The organism is Bradyrhizobium arachidis, assembly GCF_015291705.1.
Classification (GTDB): Bacteria; Pseudomonadota; Alphaproteobacteria; order Rhizobiales; family Xanthobacteraceae; genus Bradyrhizobium; species Bradyrhizobium arachidis.
This window is the reverse complement of sequence record NZ_CP030050.1, coordinates 8,723,766-8,740,555: the sequence shown is the minus strand read 5'-3', so window position 1 is coordinate 8,740,555 and position 16,790 is coordinate 8,723,766. Positions and strand designations below refer to the sequence as shown.

The 16,790-nt window shown below is 61.5% G+C and carries 18 protein-coding genes; 8 read left to right on the top strand and 10 right to left on the bottom strand.

What is annotated here, in order from left to right; genetic code table 11:
- Positions 1 to 80: 80 nt before the first annotated feature.
- Entirely contained in the window at positions 81 to 851 is a 771-nt protein-coding gene (locus tag WN72_RS41235) for a recombinase family protein (RefSeq protein ID WP_244553724.1), read from the bottom strand.
- A gap of 99 nt (positions 852 to 950) precedes the next feature.
- On the opposite strand from WN72_RS41235, the gene parS reads away from it, so the two are divergent.
- The 4 genes from parS to WN72_RS41215 all read left to right on the top strand — a co-directional run bounded on the left by parS (position 951) and on the right by WN72_RS41215 (position 4,271).
- Positions 951 to 1,592, top strand: coding sequence for a type II RES/Xre toxin-antitoxin system antitoxin (gene parS, locus WN72_RS41230; protein ID WP_167380757.1), 642 nt, complete (start codon positions 951 to 953; stop codon positions 1,590 to 1,592).
- Entirely contained in the window at positions 1,589 to 2,071 is a 483-nt protein-coding gene (locus WN72_RS41225; protein WP_092215196.1) for an RES family NAD+ phosphorylase, read from the top strand. The genes parS and WN72_RS41225 overlap by 4 nt, the downstream gene beginning before the upstream one ends.
- Positions 2,072 to 2,433: 362 nt before the next feature.
- Positions 2,434 to 3,147: a hypothetical protein gene (locus WN72_RS41220; protein WP_092215194.1), complete on the top strand. Its 714-nt coding sequence runs from the start codon at positions 2,434 to 2,436 to the stop codon at positions 3,145 to 3,147.
- 848 nt (positions 3,148 to 3,995) lie between these two features.
- Complete coding sequence (locus WN72_RS41215; RefSeq protein WP_092215193.1) at positions 3,996 to 4,271, top strand: ribbon-helix-helix domain-containing protein; 276 nt, start codon at positions 3,996 to 3,998, stop codon at positions 4,269 to 4,271.
- A gap of 454 nt (positions 4,272 to 4,725) precedes the next feature.
- On the opposite strand, the gene WN72_RS41210 is transcribed toward WN72_RS41215, so the two are convergent.
- Both WN72_RS41210 and WN72_RS41205 read right to left on the bottom strand, forming a co-directional pair.
- Positions 4,726 to 6,534 carry a heparin lyase I family protein gene (locus WN72_RS41210; RefSeq protein WP_194482962.1) on the bottom strand — a complete coding sequence of 603 codons (1,809 nt, stop codon included), beginning with the start codon at positions 6,532 to 6,534 and terminating at the stop codon, positions 4,726 to 4,728.
- A 432-nt stretch (positions 6,535 to 6,966) separates the two neighbouring features.
- Positions 6,967 to 7,260, bottom strand: a complete 294-nt coding sequence (locus WN72_RS41205) for an AEC family transporter (protein WP_231164131.1) — start codon at positions 7,258 to 7,260, stop codon at positions 6,967 to 6,969.
- A gap of 150 nt (positions 7,261 to 7,410) precedes the next feature.
- Here WN72_RS41205 and tenA point away from each other — a divergent pair, with 150 nt between their 5' ends.
- Positions 7,411 to 8,085 (top strand): thiaminase II, encoded by a 675-nt coding sequence (gene tenA, locus WN72_RS41200; protein ID WP_027563732.1) that lies wholly within the window; start codon positions 7,411 to 7,413, stop codon positions 8,083 to 8,085.
- Between the two features lie 25 nt (positions 8,086 to 8,110).
- Here tenA and WN72_RS41195 read toward each other — a convergent pair whose 3' ends face one another.
- Positions 8,111 to 9,055: an AEC family transporter gene (locus tag WN72_RS41195; RefSeq protein ID WP_027563733.1), complete on the bottom strand. Its 945-nt coding sequence runs from the start codon at positions 9,053 to 9,055 to the stop codon at positions 8,111 to 8,113.
- 457 nt (positions 9,056 to 9,512) lie between these two features.
- Between WN72_RS41195 and WN72_RS41190 the strand changes: the two genes are divergently transcribed.
- Both WN72_RS41190 and WN72_RS41185 read left to right on the top strand, forming a co-directional pair.
- On the top strand, positions 9,513 to 9,881 hold the full coding sequence (locus tag WN72_RS41190) for a hypothetical protein (RefSeq protein ID WP_092215179.1): 369 nt from the start codon (positions 9,513 to 9,515) through the stop codon (positions 9,879 to 9,881).
- A 482-nt stretch (positions 9,882 to 10,363) separates the two neighbouring features.
- Positions 10,364 to 11,041 carry a ParA family protein gene (locus WN72_RS41185; RefSeq protein ID WP_027563735.1) on the top strand — a complete coding sequence of 226 codons (678 nt, stop codon included), beginning with the start codon at positions 10,364 to 10,366 and terminating at the stop codon, positions 11,039 to 11,041.
- A 120-nt stretch (positions 11,042 to 11,161) separates the two neighbouring features.
- Here the strand turns inward: WN72_RS41185 and WN72_RS41180 are convergent, their stop codons facing one another.
- The 5 genes from WN72_RS41180 to trxB all read right to left on the bottom strand — a co-directional run bounded on the left by WN72_RS41180 (position 11,162) and on the right by trxB (position 15,034).
- Positions 11,162 to 11,308 (bottom strand): hypothetical protein, encoded by a 147-nt coding sequence (locus WN72_RS41180; protein ID WP_167336554.1) that lies wholly within the window; start codon positions 11,306 to 11,308, stop codon positions 11,162 to 11,164.
- Positions 11,309 to 11,443: 135 nt separating this feature from the next.
- Positions 11,444 to 11,590: a hypothetical protein gene (locus WN72_RS41175; RefSeq protein WP_167336555.1), complete on the bottom strand. Its 147-nt coding sequence runs from the start codon at positions 11,588 to 11,590 to the stop codon at positions 11,444 to 11,446.
- Between the two features lie 195 nt (positions 11,591 to 11,785).
- Positions 11,786 to 12,694, bottom strand: a complete 909-nt coding sequence (locus WN72_RS41170) for a 4-hydroxy-tetrahydrodipicolinate synthase family protein (RefSeq protein WP_167380755.1) — start codon at positions 12,692 to 12,694, stop codon at positions 11,786 to 11,788.
- A 445-nt stretch (positions 12,695 to 13,139) separates the two neighbouring features.
- On the bottom strand, positions 13,140 to 14,063 hold the full coding sequence (locus tag WN72_RS41165) for a LysR family transcriptional regulator (protein ID WP_027563737.1): 924 nt from the start codon (positions 14,061 to 14,063) through the stop codon (positions 13,140 to 13,142).
- Positions 14,064 to 14,068: 5 nt separating this feature from the next.
- Positions 14,069 to 15,034 carry a thioredoxin-disulfide reductase gene (gene trxB, locus WN72_RS41160; RefSeq protein ID WP_092215173.1) on the bottom strand — a complete coding sequence of 322 codons (966 nt, stop codon included), beginning with the start codon at positions 15,032 to 15,034 and terminating at the stop codon, positions 14,069 to 14,071.
- A 265-nt stretch (positions 15,035 to 15,299) separates the two neighbouring features.
- On the opposite strand from trxB, the gene WN72_RS41155 reads away from it, so the two are divergent.
- Positions 15,300 to 15,779: an Lrp/AsnC family transcriptional regulator gene (locus WN72_RS41155; RefSeq protein WP_027563739.1), complete on the top strand. Its 480-nt coding sequence runs from the start codon at positions 15,300 to 15,302 to the stop codon at positions 15,777 to 15,779.
- Positions 15,780 to 16,157: 378 nt separating this feature from the next.
- Here the strand turns inward: WN72_RS41155 and greA are convergent, their stop codons facing one another.
- On the bottom strand, positions 16,158 to 16,631 hold the full coding sequence (greA, locus tag WN72_RS41150) for a transcription elongation factor GreA (protein ID WP_027563740.1): 474 nt from the start codon (positions 16,629 to 16,631) through the stop codon (positions 16,158 to 16,160).
- Positions 16,632 to 16,790 lie beyond the last annotated feature (159 nt).

Sequence of the window (16,790 nt, the reverse complement as noted above, 5' to 3'; positions counted from 1 at the left end):
CACGCACCAGAATGCCGCATTCGGAAGAACGCAACGCGAAGGCAACGACTGCGAGGAGTGTGAAGAAAGACACGGTTTCATTAGCCGTGTCCATCGGTCTCACTGCTGGTGAGACGTCCCGAGGCCCGTGCGAGCATCAGCTTGATCGCGGTGGGAGCATATGGCGTGCCCATTTTTGTGGTGTGCCCAGCCTCTGCGAGCGCCGCTGAGATTTCCCTGAGAGACCTCTTACCGCCCTTTGGTCTTGCGCGTGCCAAGCCGCGAGCAAGCGCTACTGTCTCCGGCCGTTGCTCACCTATCGACTTTCGCCCCTCAACCTTGACGCCTGAGCGCCGCTTACGATCCCGCGCGCCCTTGAGCTTCGCCACGAGCATCGCTTTTTCGAACTCGGAGATGGCGCCAAGGACTTGCCTGATCAGACGCGCGGTCGGAGTGTCATCCAAAAATGATGTTGGGCTGTCAGCGGCAATCAAATCTATGCCTCGCGCCTTCAGCATTGCGAAGCCCACCTCCTGAACCATCAGGTCGCGCGCGAAGCGGTTGGCGGTCTCGACGATGATCGTCTTGGTGCCGTTTGCTTCGAGAGCCTCCAGCATCTCAGCGAACCCCGGGCGGGTGTCGATGGGGTCAGAACCCTTCACCGCTTCATCATGATAGGTGCCCACAAGCTCGATCCCGGCGCGCTTGACGAAACCTTCGATGGCTTGGAGTTGCCTACGGCCGCTGTCCTTGTCCTCCCCGATGTTAGCCGCGGAGGAAGTCCTCAAATAGGCGAATGCCTTGATGAATTTTGATGATTTACCCACGTCTTGCCCCCGTTTGTGTATCGAATTCCTGAGAAATAGATACAATATTCCGGTTCCTGACGGAAGGGTTTCGGCAATCGGTCACTTGAAAAAGCACTGAATATAGCCTAAATGCCACTTGGCACGAATTTAGAGGCACTTGGCATGAAACATAGAGAGGCAGATATTGGGAAAGCGTCGAAGCGCAAGGACAAATCTCGGGCTTCAGTGCCGCACGAGGGCATACTTCGGATCATAGAGACGAAATATACGCCCAATCGCAAGGTGACATGGGGTCTCCATGGCAAGACGCACGTCAAGGTGATTGGCGGCGCCGTGGAAACCGTGAAGGGGTACTTCGACTTAGTTACAGGACTGTCGACTGTAACGGAAACACCAGGTTTCGAAGGGCACTCCGCTCGGCCCGACGCCGCTGCACCAGAGCTCTTTGATGTCCTCGTCGTCGACCGACATACCTTTCAAGTCGCACCGACAGCCCTGCGATGCCTCTACAACTATTCCGACGAGGAAATTCAGCGCTTCGTTGTTCCGAAGCGGACTTTGGCTCGGCGATTTGAAAAAAATGAAGTGCTTACGGTCGAAGAGACAGACAAAGCAGTTCGGCTCGCACGGGTCGATAAGCTCGCCGCCAAAGTGTTTGGTGACGCTGAGAAGGCGCACAGGTGGCTTAGGAAACCAAAGAGCTCACTGGGCGGTGAGACGCCCTTAGCTTATCTGTCCACGGAAGCGGGCGCTCGTGCTGTGGAAGATATGCTTCATCAGATTGATCACGGAATTTTGCCGTGAGGCTCTGGCGCATCTCTAACTTTGCTGACCTCTCCGGCCTCGGTGGGCTGAAGGCGAGTGGCCGGTGGCATGAGAAGGGACGGCACGTGGTGTATGCGGCCGATCATCCCGCGTCAGCATTGCTCGAGGTGATGGTTCACCTCGAAATCGATTTCGAAGACCTTCCCACTACCTATCAGCTCTTGGAAATTGACTTACCAGACGATATTGCGCGTGAGACGGTTTCCGTTGCGGACGTTGAGAAAATCTCAACAGGCTGGAAGAACGACGCGAAGATCACTCGGGGCCTGCTGGTACCTTGGTTTGAGGGAACAAGGACTGCGGTAGTTGAGGTGCCGTCTGCGATAATTCCGTTCGGCCAAAACTATATCATCAATCCTGCGCACAAAGATGCTGCACGCCTGACAATAGTACACGCCGCTCTCTACCCACACGATCTGCGGCTGTTTGGAGCGGCACGGAGTACGGCTACAGGATGAGGAGCATACGTCGGCTTCCTTGCCAAGGAGGCCTGCGGGAATAAGGATACGACGTTGACGCTTGTTGTTGGCCGAGTTGCCGGACCGCGCGTGTCCATTGTGTCTGACACGCTGCTTACGGGTCCAGGCGACCAGCCGCTTCCGTTTCAGAACGGAGTGATAAAGTCGTGCTTGTTGCCGGGAGATTTGAGCGTCTCCTTTTCCAATTCTCCCGTATCAGCTGGCCGTGCCTTTAAGGAGTTCACTGAATGATACCCATTGGGTGCGGGTTTTACCGAGGTCGTTACATTCTTTGAAATTCGAGCCGACTAACCGGCAACGATTATCTCATTGCGTTCGCCCATCCGGCGAAGCTTATCAAGGTGGCAGATGGAAAGCGGGTCAGCACCCTTTCCAAGACGCAATGGATCGGCGATCACTCTGCATATAGAAGCTTTCGCGCGTGGGAACTGAAGCAGAAGCCGAAAACCGAGCAAGGTCGCGCGATAAACGCGGTGGTGTTTGCTGATGACATGCCAAGTTCGCCCGCGAGCGACTTGTTTTCCATTATGAGACATGTTGTCGCCGACAGATTAGTTTCGACCGCGGGCGGCTTCGTGACGGTTGTTAGCAATTTCGAAAACGGTTTTCGCTTTTCGGCCTACTCGGACATGCTTTTTGATTGGCCGGAGGGAAGACCAGCAGACTACAATTTAGCCCTTTCCGATAAAATTGCATTCACAGCGACCGACGAAAACGCGAGCTTTGCTGTCGCTCAGGTCTCACCAGGTTTCATGGGCACGAACCTGGTGGCCTACTATTTTACTCGGTCGCGAAGGCTGTTCTTCTTCTACGGCGAAGGAAACGGCCTCGCAGACCGTTGTCAGGTCTTCCGCGACGTACCGGCTACGTCGATCTATGACACGTTAAACGGCTTTTTGTGTGCTGACCTTAAATGGTTGCTTCTTATCACCTCACCGCATAGCTCCGGTCCTTATCGGCCTTCCCCAAATATCAAAACGCCCGGCGTCCAACTTTCTTGGTTCACCGAGGCCAATACTTTTCCCGCGCCCCTGAAATCGACCCTGTCGCCCTAAGTCGTTATTGAACAAAATACAAAAGCTCCATACAAAGTGAGCACTCGTAGGCGGAAAATCGCTAGGTTTATCAATGCTTCGGAAGTTGGCTGGTCGTTCCCACCCAACTGTACCAGCGAGGGCAGGGATTTTGGCTGTAAAGCAGCAATCCCCGATCACCAGGCTTGGTTCGGTCGCAGCCCCAGCCGGAGGATGTGAGTGCCGCTCCAGCTCATCGTCGTCGCTTGCGGCTCGGGACTGTGTGCGCGACACGGCACCCAGGTTGCCGGGAGCCGCCGCTGCTTTCGTTTGAGGCTATGCTAGATTGCTGTGCGCGCCGGTCCTTGGACCCATTATTTACTGGCGGTCTATCTCCGAACGGCGAACGCGCGGTGAGCACGTTGGTGCAGTTTCAATCGGCTTTACGTTTCTATACGCCGCGTTAGCCGACTTCCATTTCGACCGGCATCCAGCCTGAACGCGGGGACAACACGCAAAGCTGAACGCGCGGCGAGAACTCCTCAAACTTCGGCCGTTTGATCACTAAGTCATTGTTTGCGAGTTGCCCTGGTCGCGATGTCGACGGAGAGTGGCTCGTGCGAACAACGACGGCAACTCGCCGAGAGCTTTGTTCATCCGATCAACCCAGCGATGCTCGATACACAGCACTTGCGATCAACACTGGCATCATGAAGGCGAGCCAACTTAGAAACAGACCCGCAACAAGAGTGCATAGCCGATCGGACTCCGGCGACGCCTCTTCCGTCAAGTACCGACGGCGCTTCTGGGCTACTCCGAGAGCACCGCTCGCTTGGCTGCCCATTGCCGGTACGCTGGTGCGTGCTTGCCATCGAGCGCCAGGAATAGCCATGAAATCGTCCGTCGTGAAACGATCCATCATGGTCGGCGACCACAAGACCAGCGTCAGCCTGGAAGAGGCATTCTGGACGGCCACGAAAGAGATTTCCGGCCAGCGCAACATGTCGCTTTCGGATCTGGTTAGTGAGATCGACCACAACCGGCAGCACGCAAATCTGTCTTCTGCGATACGACTCTACGTCCTCGCCTTCTTCAAGAACTACGCGGCTGGTGTGATCACAAAGGACCATGGGATATCGGTAGCCCGCAAAGTCAGCCCCGACTGACGCTGCTGTGGTCAAACTACCAAGGAAACGTGAGGTCGCGGAGCGACCGCAGAAGCTTGGCAATCAGGCCGGGCTCTCGTGCCGGATATTCCGCGATCTTCCGATCTCCCTTCCAGAGCTCGACTGCGCATTCTCCTGCTAGTGACTGGGCGCGTTCTTTTGCCCTCTCTTCATTTGGGCATACGAGGTTCACACGCCGCACAATCCGACCCGTCGATGGTCCGCGCAGGTAGATCGAATATTCTTCGTTCGAAGGCTTGTTGCCGTCGCTCAGCTTACACCAACCTTACGGCCGATTTTGAGCGGCCCTGTCAGGTATAAGCGACCGGGAAAATTATGCAATGCCGGCTGCCCACAAACGAGCAGGCCTGCGTGCACTGCCTTGAGACGCCGGCCGCGCGACACCGGAGCCGCCCCGGCGGGGCGGCCCGATGCGCGTGACCTTGGTTGGGGGCTAGTGCAAAGGCCTCGTGAGGAAGTTGGCCTGTTGCTGAGATGATGCTGACGATGCCACCCCTGCCTGCGCGAAATGCGAGTCGCTACCGAAATCGCCCGCCATCATCTGATTGAGGAGGGCGTATGCCTTCGCGCCGGCGCCCGCGGCGGTATCGGTCGTCGTCGTGGCGGGAGTGGATGGGACGCTCGATGCTCCGGTGTCGCTGCGCGTTGTCGCCGCCCGTGCGAAGTCGGGATGATTGTTGAACGACTGAGCAGCGTTGAGGTGCGATTGCGCCCAAGACCTGCCATCCCCTGAGGTCGTTGTCGTGGACGTGCCCGAACTCGTCACCGACGTCGTCGTCGATGTGCTCGAGCTCGTGGTGGTCGCCGGAGGATCCTTCACCGTGATGGTCTGGGCCGCGCTCGTGATCGGGGTGCCGGTCGAGTCGGTCGCGGTGACCGTCAGCGTCGCGGTCGGATGACCGTGACCGCGGTAGGAGGAGCTCAGCGAGAGACCGCTGTTGACCTCGGCCGCGGTCAGCGTGATCGAATTTCCGCTGAAGGTCTTGCCGTCGAGTTTGTCCGTGATGGTTTCGTATTTCGGCAATCCGGAGATGTTGACCGTCACGTTGTCGCCGACATGCGGCACGCTCACCCCCAGGCCCAGCGGGATGCTGCCGCCCGGGCTGACCGACAGTGTGTTATCGGCGACGGTGAGAGTAGGCGCAACCGGCGTCGTCGGCTTCGCCGGCGTCGTCGTGTCCGTTCCGCCCGTGCTACCCGAGGACGCGCTGCCGGAGGAAGTGTTGCCAGTCGGATCGGTCACGGTGGTGCCGCCCGATGTCGTGCCGGACGAGGAATTGCCGGTCGTGCTACCCGAGGACGTGCTGCCGGAGGAAGCGGTGCCAGTCGGATTGGTCACGGTGGTGCCGCCCGATGTCGTGCCGGACGAGGAATCACTGGTCGTGCCACCCGAGGACGTGCTTCCGGAGGAAGCGGTGCCAGTCGGATTGGTCACGGTGGTGCCGCCCGATGTCGTGCCAGACGAGGAATTACCGGTCGTGCTACCCGAGGTGCTGCCCGATGACGACGTGCCGCCCACGCCCTGCCAGCCGCTTGCGGCCGAGCCGGTGACGAGCGTCATATTGCGATAATCGACAGCCGCCGATTCGGATGCTGGCGACCGGTAGATCCCATATTCCCAATAGGTCGGATCGCCAAAACCCAAGGGACCCTTATAGTTCACGACCTCCTGGCCATTGACCGACACCTTCAGATAGCCCGCGCTGGTGTTGGAGAAATTGGCCTGGACGTTGATGTCGTAATACTGTCCCGGCACGATAGTGGGACCGTCCCAGGTAAGGTGCTTCAGATCAGAGGATCCGTTGCTGGGATTGCCGCCGGGCAGGGCATACAGCGCATCAAACTCCATCTTATCGCCGACCATGTTGACGTAAAATGGAGGCGAGGTGGACACGCCGCTCGCGCTGTCATCGTTGTGCATTTGGCCCAGGATGAAATACGACGACGTCGTATTGACGAACGTGTTGTTGGGGCCGTTGGGCTCAAGCTTGACCTGATAGTCGATGGCGATCGGGGTGCCGGCCGCAATACGCGCGTCGCCTTCAATTTCGGAGCGATCAGGATAAGAGCTGTCGTACCAGGCACGATCGCCCGAGTGGACTTCGAAGCGCAGTGTGTTGGAGTCAGGATTGCTCAGGCTATAGCTGTTGCCAGCCGTCTGGACTTCGTAGCCGTCGCCACCGATGTCAAAGCGATTTTTCGGTGTAGACGAAAACGACGTAATCGTGCCGGTAGTATCCAAAATTCAGGCTCCATCGCGTTGCAGAGATGATTCTCTTTGACGTTGACAAGGGAATTCGCTGCCGCACGCCGTGATGGCCCGCGACCTATTGCATGCTCGCAGTGCTGCGCACCGCGAACACCTTCACGTGCCGCGCCTCGCGAAGGCGCGAGACACAGCGCACGCCCGCAGCGCGAAGCGCCGCGAACTGATTTCAAAGCAGTGGGAATTTCGAGGTGCCCCCCCAACTGCTGGGCCAGTCGGTTAATTAGGAAGTGTGGCGAAAAAAATAGGCGAGCATGGCGATAATTTGCATTATCGTAGTCCTATAGACGTCACGCCGTAGGTGGAATGATGCTCCGTGGTCGGAGCGGTATGGCCGCGAATGTGCGTTATCCATCCACGCCGCCGCCGCCAGCAGCGTGCCCAGCGCCACCGCGCCTGACACCGGGTTCACCAACCGCTAATACTCTGCGCCGCGAAGATGTAGGCGTTGGCGCCGGTCGGCATCGCCGCGAACAGCACGATGACGCCGGCAGCATTCGGCGGCAGGCCCAGCAGTTTTGCCAGCACGAATGCGGCCGCCGGCATCGCCACCAGCTTGAGCGCGCACATCACCAAAATGCTGAGCTTCTCGCCCTTCACCTCGAAGCGGAACAGGTGATGCCGAGCGCGATCAAGGCGGCCGGCGATCCCGCCTGCGCGAGCAGCTCGATCGTCCTGTCGACGACGGAATTGCGGTGACACTGGACCAAACTTTCGACGCGGGGAGGGCCCTATCCGCAATGCTGCTCAAGGCCAATTTTGTGCGCTGTCACCGTAGCTCCCTAGGTCGCAATGCGATATCGGTAGCGAGCCAAGGGCGTTCATGGAAAAGCAAGCCAGGCGGAAAAGATCGTGAGTTTCTTCGAGCGTCTCAAGACAGAAGCATCCGTTGAGTGGCGGGCCTACACCGAACATCCCTTCACGAACGGATTGGCAGACGGCTCGCTCCCCGAAGCGGCGTTTCGTCACTACCTCGTTCAGGACTACCTGTTCCTCATCGAGTTTGCTCGCGCGTACGCGCTCGCGGTCTACAAGTCGCCCAGGCTTGCCGACATGCGCGAGGCCGCGGCCGGCCTTTCGGCCATCCTCGATGTCGAGATGAACCTGCACGTGAAGCTCTGTGCCGGCTGGGGTCTATCCCCGTCCGATCTTGAACAGGCTCCTCCGGCCGCAGAGATGCTGGCCTATACACGCTACGTGCTCGACGCTGGAATGCGCGGCGACCTGCTGGCACTCAAGGTGGCGCTTGCCCCCTGCGTGATCGGGTACGCGGAGATCGCAACGCGGCTCGCCTCGCGACCCCAAGCGGACGCTGCGACGAACCCCTATCGCGCCTGGATCGCCGAATACGCCGGCGTGCCGTACCAGGAGGTCGCTGCCAGAGCGCGGGCGCACATGGAGCAACTCGCCGAACTCTATGCCACGCCGGCCCGCGAGGCAGAGCTGATCGCGATCTTCAAGGAGGCCACCAGGCTCGAGGCAGATTTTTGGGAGATGGCCTGGCGCGCGGGCTCGCGGGTCGAATAGCGGTTTCGGCAATCGTCGGGGGTCCCTATCTCACCCCCGCCACCACGATCACCACCACCGGCAACGTCATCGCCGCCAGCAGCGTCCCCAGCGCCACCGCGCCGGACACCGGATTCACCAGCCGCTGATACTGAACCGCGAAGATATACGCGTTCGCGCCGGTCGGCATCGCCGCGAACAACACGACGACGCCTGTCACGACCGGTGGCAGGCCGAGCAGTGTCGCCAGCGCGTACGCGACCGCCGGCATCGCCAGCAGTTTGAGCGCGCTCATCACGACGACGCTTGTCATCTCGCCTTTCACCTCGAACCGAAACAGGTTGATGCCGAGCGCGATCAAGGCGGCCGGCGATCCCGCCTGCGCGAGCAGCTCGATCGTCCTGTCGACGACGGGATTGAGGCCGAGGCCGGTGAAGCGCCACACCACGCCGAAGCCGATCGCCAGCATCAAGGGGTTGCGGGAGAGATCGGTGAGCACGGGGCGGATCACCGAGAGGGCAGAGCCGGTGCGCTTGCGGCTGACGAGCTCCATCTGCAGGATGCCGCAGAGCCAGAGCAGCGGCGTGTTCACCGACAGGATCAGCGCCATCGGCCCCGCCGCCTCGTTGCCGAGCGCCGAGAGCACCAGCGGAATGCCGAGCATCACGATGTTGCCGTAGACCGAGCCGATCGCGAACACGACACCGTCCTCGCGGTCCTCGCGCCGCGCGCGCAGCAGGGCCGAGAGGATCAGCGCCGCGATCCAGGTCAGCGCGAGCGCGCCGTAATAGGCGCCCCACATGCGCCACGGGCTGACGTCGGGGAATTCCGACACGACGATGGTGCGGAACAGCAGGGCGGGAATCGCGATGCTGAAGGCGAATTCGCTAATGCCCTTGTGCGCGGTCTCCGAGACGAAGCGGAACAGCACCGAGGCATAGCCCGCAGCGATCAGGGCGAACACCGGCGCGACGATCAATACGGTGGCCATGCGCCCCTCAACCTCACGGGGATATGGCCTCACCACCCCACGCACCCTCAATGGTGCCATCATGCCCCTGTTTTGCCCGACGAGTCAAATGGATTTCGTAAAATCCGCAGACGTGCGGAGATTCGCAAGCCGGCCCGGGGCCACGGCTACTGTGCATGGGGTTGTTTTCGAATCTTTTTAACGGACCCCACCCACCGCCGTCATCCCCCGCGAAAGCGGGGGATCCAGTACGCCGCGGCTTCTCGATTGAACCATCGCCGTCTCGGAGTACTGGGTCGCCCGGTCAGGCCGGGCGACGACAGCGTAAGAGATGGTGGGCTCCGTCAACCACGGCGCCTTCGCCACGGCCGCCGCTGTTGCCGAGACCGCACAGCGGCGCGTTTTCGCATCTGCCCTCGGTTGCCAACCAACCGCCGTTCACCCACTATTCCCTCCTGTTCGACATTTGGGGGGATCCATGCCGGTGTTTCGCTTCAGACAATCCGTGGCCGCCGCAGGCCTCGCGCTTGCGCTGGCCGTCCTGGTGCAGCCGGGCTCTGGCTTTGCCTACACGCCGGAGCAGCAGCAGGCCTGCACGCCGGATGCGATGCGGCTCTGCGGCGAGTTCGTTCCCAACGTCGACGCCATCACCGCCTGCATGATCCAGAGGAAGTCGCAGCTCTCGCCGCAATGCGCGGTGTTCTTCCGTCGCGGGCCGGAGCCAGGTGAGGCGGCCTCCCGGCGCGCCAGCAGGCCGACCAACATCGCGCCGAAAAGCGCCTCGACGACCGCGAAGAAGAAGCCGGCGGCGAAGGCGAGCAAGAAGAAGAAAACCGACGAGGGCTGAGCACGACAGCCGCGTTCCTCTTTTGAAACCTCGTGATGCCCGGGCGCCTGCCCGGGCATTTGCATTCCGTGCTCCGCTTGTGACCGATGTCACGCAAGCTTGTGTCACGCAAGCTTGCCGTTCCCGGGTCGGAACGACTCCGGCCCTCAGCCTCGCGACAGCTTCCGGACTCCTTTTGTTCGCGCGGGCCCCGCGCGGACTTGCGGGTATTACGGACGGGCGCGATGGAAAAGAGTCGGGAGAAGGTTTACGCGGGCAGGTTGCATTCGGTTTTTCCCGCCGCGCTGCTCAAAAAGCGCACAGACGCTTGGATGACAGGCGTTTCATTGCAGTGCGTGTCTCGTCGCTCGCAGCAGTGTGACTCAAAAGCCAACACCCACTGTTATTTCGTGGCGGCGACGCAACTCCTGATAAATTTTTCTTTCACGAATCAGCGTCGTGATTCATTTTCATAGCCTGGGGTCAATCTGGAGGCCGAAGGTATGAACGTTATTGTTTTTGCATCGCGTAAAGGCGGCTCGGGGAAGAGCACCCTGGCTGCACATCTCGCCGCGCAGATCAAGGCGACCAAGCCCATCCTGCTCGTCGATGCGGATCCGCAAGGCTCGCTCACGCTGTGGCACAAGCTGCGTGGCACCAACGAGCCGCCGATCAAGGCAGCGGTGAACTCCGTCAGCGGCATCGTCTCCGCTGCCAAGCGCGACGGCTATGAATGGGTGTTGATCGACACGCCGCCGAACCTCTCGGCCGTCGTCGACGACGCGATCAAGAATGCCACCATGGTCGTCATTCCCGCCCGTCCCGGCGTGTTCGACGTCAACGCGGTGCAGGAAACCATCCAGATGTGCCGAGCGGCGCGCAAGCCCTATGCGGTCGTGCTCAACGGTGCGCCGGCCAAGCGCGACGAGTCCGAAAGCCCGATCGTCACCATCGCCCGCGAGGCGCTGGCGAAATTCCGCGCTCCGGTGTGGGGCGGCCAGATCACCAACCGTTCGGATTTGCTGATGGCGCTGAGCCACGGCGAAGGCGCGCGCGAGTATCAGGCCGAGAGCCGCGCGGCGCAGGAGATCGCAAGGCTGTGGGCGGCGATCGAGCGTTCAGTGAAGGCTATTCGCGGCACGGCGTCGGCGTCCGGCGCAATGCACAAGCAGGCAGCATAATTTCACAATTCATTCCCCGGACGACAAACGCGCGGATGCCCGCGCGTTTTGCGTTTCCGGGCTTCACTCCTCATTCCGGGATGGCGCATCAGCGCCAGACCCGGAATCTCGAACTGAAGCTCACGCCACCATCAGCATGTAGAACACGATGACCGGTGACAGGGTCAGGATCACCGACCAGATGCCGACGGCCCAGAGAATGTCGCCGGTGGTAAAGTTCTGCTCTGCTGCGTCGTAATGCGACGCCGCCTCGTTATGACTATTCACAAACGCCCCCGCGATTTCTTCGCTTATGGGCTTGGACGATAGGCGGGATGCTTTAAGATTCCGTCCCGCAGGCTCCTGCGCTTTTCCAGCGCATTTGCCACCACGGATTAACTATGCGAGTGCGGCGCGCCGCCGTCAGGCGAGCCAGATCCGGAACAGCAGCACCGGCATCAGGCCGAGCACGACAGCCCAGAACCCGAACGACGATACCACGAGAATTCCCTGCAAGAGATCGGCGGGCGCGAATTGGCTCGCGGCCGTAGGCCGGGTGCGATTCCCCATTGGATATTCCCCCTTTGGTAGACTTTGAGGGAAACGATAGGCGCCATTGCGTAAACGAGACGTGGATGCGCCTTGCGGCAGTAGCGAGGGGAGTTCGCGCACGGTTAACCACGGCAGCGCTCTCTCACTCCCTCTCCCCGCTCTTGCGGGGAGAGGGTGGGGTGAGGGGCTGGCTCGGCAAACACGAAAGAAGCGCTACGCCGCGACCTTCATCCGCCGCGCGATCTCGCGATCGATCGTGGCGGCGAGCTCGCTGCTCACCTCCACCATCGGCAGGCGCACTTCGGGGCTGTCGATCAGGCCGCTGCGCCACAGCCAGTACTTTGCCGGTGCAGGGCTCGGCTCTGCGAACAGCAGCCGCGTCAGTTCCGCGACCTCATTCCAGCGTGCCAGCGCAGCATCGTGGTTGCCGCGCTTGAGCTCGCTATAGATCGCAGCGAACGTCGCGGTCTCGACATGGGCGGACAACACGATGCCGCCATCGGCACCGTCGGTGAGTGCCTCGAGATAGTTCGCGTCCTCGCCGGTCAGCACGCGAAAATCCTTCGGACGGTCGCGCAGCAGCGCGATCGATTGCTCGCGGCTCGCGCCGCAATCCTTGAGGCCGACGATGTTCTGATGCTCGGCGAGCCGTAGCATGGTCTGGTTGGTGATGTTGACCGCGCAGCGATAGGGAATGTTGTAGAGCGCGAGCGGCCAGGCGGCGTGATCGGCCAGCGCCTCGAAATGGGCGAGCAACCCGCGCTGCGAGGGCCGCACGTAATAGGGGCTCGCGATCAAATAGCCGTCGATCGCCCAGTCCGCGGTCTCGTCGAGGCGATCCTTCATTCGCGCCGTGTCTGCGCCCGACAGGCCGAGGCAGATCGGGATGTTGCGGCGGCCCGCCGCCATCTCCTCGCGCACGACGGCGACGAGGCGCTCGAGCTCGGCCTCGCGCAAGGTCATGCCTTCACCGGAGGTCGCCCCCAGGATGAAGCCGTCGATAGCCTGTCCGCAATAGTGCCGGGTCAGTCGCCGCAGCGAGGTCTCGTCGAGCTTGCCGCCCTGAAACGGCGTCACCAGCGGCAGCCACAGCCCGTGCAATTGATCGCGTAGTCCGGTCATGTTCCATCTCCTTCTCGGGAAAAAACCTGAGACGGAGGGCACATGAAAAAACCCCGTCCAGGTGGCGGGGTTTTCGGGATTTGTCGCGATGACGAAGTCAGCCTAGCGCGCGCAAGATTCCGAGGTCCCCGGATGGGGGCCTTTTTTCGAAACGATGGCGCACGACTTCGTGATCATGGGCAAATGATGCGGGGTACACCTGGAACTGTCAATACACGCGGAAGGCGAAAACGGAATCGCAAGAAAAAAAGCCGGACCCGAAGGGCCCGGCTTAGGTATTGGCCACGTGAGGCCGACACAATCACCTTCCAAGAGGGATTACTGAACTCCCGCGCCACTGGAGGAGGGGGACAAATGCGCAACGCGAAGGCTCAGCGTGCAAGCAGTATGGGCTTCTCCAGCGCCATGCAGCAACAGCCGAGGCCGCATGTCAGACATGCGGAAATCAGGACGGCCAACGCTGCGCCTTGCTCACCACGAAGTCGCGGAACACCTGCACGCGCGCGACCGTCTTCAACTCCTCGGGATAGACGAAATAGGTGTCGAGCTGGATCGAATCGGACTCGCCGAACAGCTGCACGAGGCGGCTCTGCTCCTCGACGAGATAATCCGGCAGCGCGGCGATGCCGAGGCCCTGCTGACAGGCGCGCACCAGGCCAAGGATGTTGTTGACCTTGAAATAGGCCTCGCGCGGACCCGAGCCGTTGCGCGCAGCTTCGACCAGCCAGTTGCGGTTCTGAAGATGCGGCGCGAAGTTGCCGTCGGAGAGCGTGATGATGCGGTGAGAGTCGAGCTCCTCCAGTGTGCGCGGCGTGCCGAAGCGCTTGATGTATTCCGGCGAGCAATAGGCGTGGAAGCCCATCGCGAACAGCTTGCGCTGGATGAGATCGGGCTGCGTCGGCTTGCGGGTGCGGATCGCAACGTCCGCCTCGCGCATGGAGAGATCCAGCTCCTCGTCGGTGACGATCAGCGAGATCCGGATCTCCGGATAGAGCGCGGTGAACTCGCCGAGCCGCGGGATCAGCCAGTTGATGCCGACGCCCGGCGTGGTGGTGATCTTGAGGTCGCCGCTCGGCCGCTCCCGGCTGTCGGTCAGCTTGGCGCGCGCCGCCTGGAGCTGCATGAACACGTCATGCGCGGTGCGGAACAAGAGGTCGCCCTGCTCGGTGAGGATCAGGCCGCGGGCGTGGCGGTGGAACAGCGAGACCGAGAGCTCCTGCTCCAGCGCCGAGACCTGGCGTGACACCGCCGATTGCGACAGGCCGAGCTGCTCGCCTGCATGCGTGAAGCTGCCTGCTTCCGCCGCCGCGTGAAACACCTTCAGCTTGTCCCAGTCCATGTCTGTAAATCCGTCGCGTGTTCGAGGCATGATCGTTATTCCGCTGCAGCGCGCTCGCTGGCGCGCAGGGACAGGAATCGTTCGGCTTCGAGAGCTGCCATGCAGCCGAGGCCTGCGGCCGTGACCGCCTGGCGATAGGTCTCGTCGGCCACGTCGCCGGCGGCGAACAGGCCGGGCACCGAGGTCGCGGTCGAGTTCGGGGCGACCTCGACATAGCCCGACGGTTTCAGCTTGACCTGGTCTTTCACGAGCTCGGTCGCCGGCGCATGTCCGATGGCGATGAAGATGCCGTCGGTCTTCACGTCCGTGAGCGCGCCGGTCTTGACGTTCTTGAGGCGCACATGGGTGACCTTGTTGGGGTTCTCGGTGCCGCAGATCTCGTCGACGGCGGAGTCCCAGATCACCTTGATCTTCGGGTGCTTGAACAGGCGCTCCTGCAGGATGCGCTCGGCGCGGAAGTGATCGCGGCGATGCACGATGGTGACCTGCGAGGCGTGGTTGGTGAGGTACAGGGCTTCCTCGACCGCGGTATTGCCGCCGCCGACCACCATGACCTCCTTGTTGCGGTAGAAGAAGCCGTCGCAGGTGGCGCAGGCTGAGACGCCGCCGCCCTGGAACTTCACCTCGGACGGCAGCCCGAGCCAGCGCGCCTGCGCGCCGGTGGCGAGAATCACGGTGTCGGCGAGATAGACATCGCCACTGTCGCAGGTGAGGCGGAACGGCCGCTGGTGGGTGTCGAGCTTGATCACCAAGTCGGAGACGATCTTGGTGCCGACATGGACCGCCTGCTTCTCCATCTGTTCCATCAGCCAGGGGCCCTGGATCACGTCGGCGAAGCCCGGATAGTTCTCGACGTCGGTGGTGATGGTGAGCTGGCCGCCCGGCTGGATGCCCTGGATCAGGATCGGCTCGAGCATCGCCCGCGCGGCGTAGATCGCCGCGGTGTAGCCGGCGGGGCCGGAGCCAATGATGACGACCTTTGCATGAACAGGAGCGGACATTTCGATGGACGCCTTTCACGGGGGATTTGCAGCGCGGGCGCGGAACGTGCCGGGAGGCCTCGCGGAGGCGCTGAAATATCAGAGCTAATCTAAGCCTTCTGGTGAGCCATGCAAGAATTGCATTCCCTGTCAGCGGATTTTTCCAACACGGAACAAAAGTCGATTGCGCTGCACGCGCAATAAAATTGCGCTAGCCGCGCGGACTGGGTATGAGGATTGCGACAAACCACCCAATACCGCCGCAAAGGCCAGGAGTTCCAATCACGTGTCGCGGAACCTAGACGAGATCGACCTGAAAATTCTGACCGAGATCCAGGCCGACGGTCGAATCACGAATGTCGAGCTGGCCAAGCGGGTCGGCATCTCGCCGCCGCCGTGCCTGCGCCGGGTCCGGACGCTGGAGGAGGAGGGCTATATCCACGGCTATCGCGGCCTCCTCGACGCCCGCAAGCTCGGCTTCGACGTCACCGTGTTCGCCGCCGTGCACCTCTCCAGCCAGGCCGAGGCTGATTTGCGCGCCTTCGAGGACTTCGTCCGCGCCGAGCCCCTGGTGCGTGAATGCTGGATGCTGTCGGGCGAGGTCGATTTCATTCTGAAATGCGTCGCGCCTGACATGGCGACGTTCCAGGATTTCGTGACGCACCTGACGGCGGCCCCGCACGTGCGCAATGTGCGCACGTCCCTGGTGCTGCACAATTCGAAATACGAGGCGGCGGTGCCGCTGGACGTGAAGGGACGGAGGTAGGGCGCGAGCCTGTTCGATCCGTCATCCTGAGGTGCGAGTGATGGGGCGCAGGGCGCCCCATCGGGAGCCTCGAAGGATGCACGGCCCGCATGCAGCAGCGCGCGGCAACAGTTGGGCCGTCGCCCTTCGCGGCTCGCCGAAGAGGCGAGCACCTCAGGGTGACGGTGAAAGAGTTGGGCGCGCGGCTCTCCACACCGTCGTTACGAGCGCAGCGAAGCAATCCAGAATCGTTTCGCGGAGGCAGTCTGGATTGCTTCGTCGCTTCGCTCCTCGCAATGACGCGTGGAGAGAGCGCGGGCTCTCTCACGCAAGCCCCGCGTCGAAACAAAAAGGCCGCGCAACGCGCGGCCTTTCGAACATCAGCGCAGCGGCAAATCGCTACCGCCACTCCACCTTGGTGATCTCATAGGCCTTGGCGCCGCCGGGCGTATTCACCTCCACGGAGGCGCCCTTCTTCTTGCCGATCAGCGCGCGCGCGAGCGGCGAGGTGATGGAGATGCGGCCCTTCTTGGCGTCGGCCTCGACCTCGCCGACGATCTGCCACACCGTCTTCTTCTCGGTGTCCTCATCGACCAGCGTCACGGTGGCGCCGAACTTGATGGTGTCGCCGGAGAGCTTCGAGATGTCGATGATGTCGGCGCGCGCGAGCTTGTCCTCGAGCTCGGCGATGCGGCCCTCATTGTGCGACTGCTCTTCCTTCGCGGCATGATATTCCGCGTTCTCCGACAGGTCTCCGTGCGAGCGCGCCTCGGCGATATGCTCGATGATCCGCGGACGGTCCACGGACTGGCGCTGCTTCAATTCTTCCCCGAGCGCGACAAAGCCGGCCTGGGTCATCGGAACCTTTTCCATCTCTTCTCTCGTCCTTCGGCCCCGCGCCCCCGCAACAACAGGAGGCGCGGCAACCTTGATTCGTCACTATGTCCGGGGCTGAGCACGCGGCCACCGGTGGGTTATGTGGGTCTGGCGCCGGAACAGAACAACCATATGGCCGGACAGTTCCTCCGGCCA

Excerpts from the sequence above, each read along its gene's own strand:
- WN72_RS41190 (WP_092215179.1), top strand. The coding sequence starts at position 9,513 with ATGCCGGTGTTTCGCTTCAGACAATCCGTGGCCGCCGCAGGCCTCGCG.
- WN72_RS41170 (WP_167380755.1), bottom strand. The coding sequence starts at position 12,694 with ATGACCGGACTACGCGATCAATTGCACGGGCTGTGGCTGCCGCTGGTG.
- WN72_RS41215 (WP_092215193.1), top strand. The coding sequence starts at position 3,996 with ATGAAATCGTCCGTCGTGAAACGATCCATCATGGTCGGCGACCACAAG.
- WN72_RS41175 (WP_167336555.1), bottom strand. The coding sequence starts at position 11,590 with ATGGGGAATCGCACCCGGCCTACGGCCGCGAGCCAATTCGCGCCCGCC.
- greA (WP_027563740.1), bottom strand. The coding sequence starts at position 16,631 with ATGGAAAAGGTTCCGATGACCCAGGCCGGCTTTGTCGCGCTCGGGGAA.
- WN72_RS41185 (WP_027563735.1), top strand. The coding sequence starts at position 10,364 with ATGAACGTTATTGTTTTTGCATCGCGTAAAGGCGGCTCGGGGAAGAGC.
- parS (WP_167380757.1), top strand. The coding sequence starts at position 951 with ATGAAACATAGAGAGGCAGATATTGGGAAAGCGTCGAAGCGCAAGGAC.
- trxB (WP_092215173.1), bottom strand. The coding sequence starts at position 15,034 with ATGTCCGCTCCTGTTCATGCAAAGGTCGTCATCATTGGCTCCGGCCCC.
- WN72_RS41195 (WP_027563733.1), bottom strand. The coding sequence starts at position 9,055 with ATGGCCACCGTATTGATCGTCGCGCCGGTGTTCGCCCTGATCGCTGCG.
- WN72_RS41165 (WP_027563737.1), bottom strand. The coding sequence starts at position 14,063 with ATGCCTCGAACACGCGACGGATTTACAGACATGGACTGGGACAAGCTG.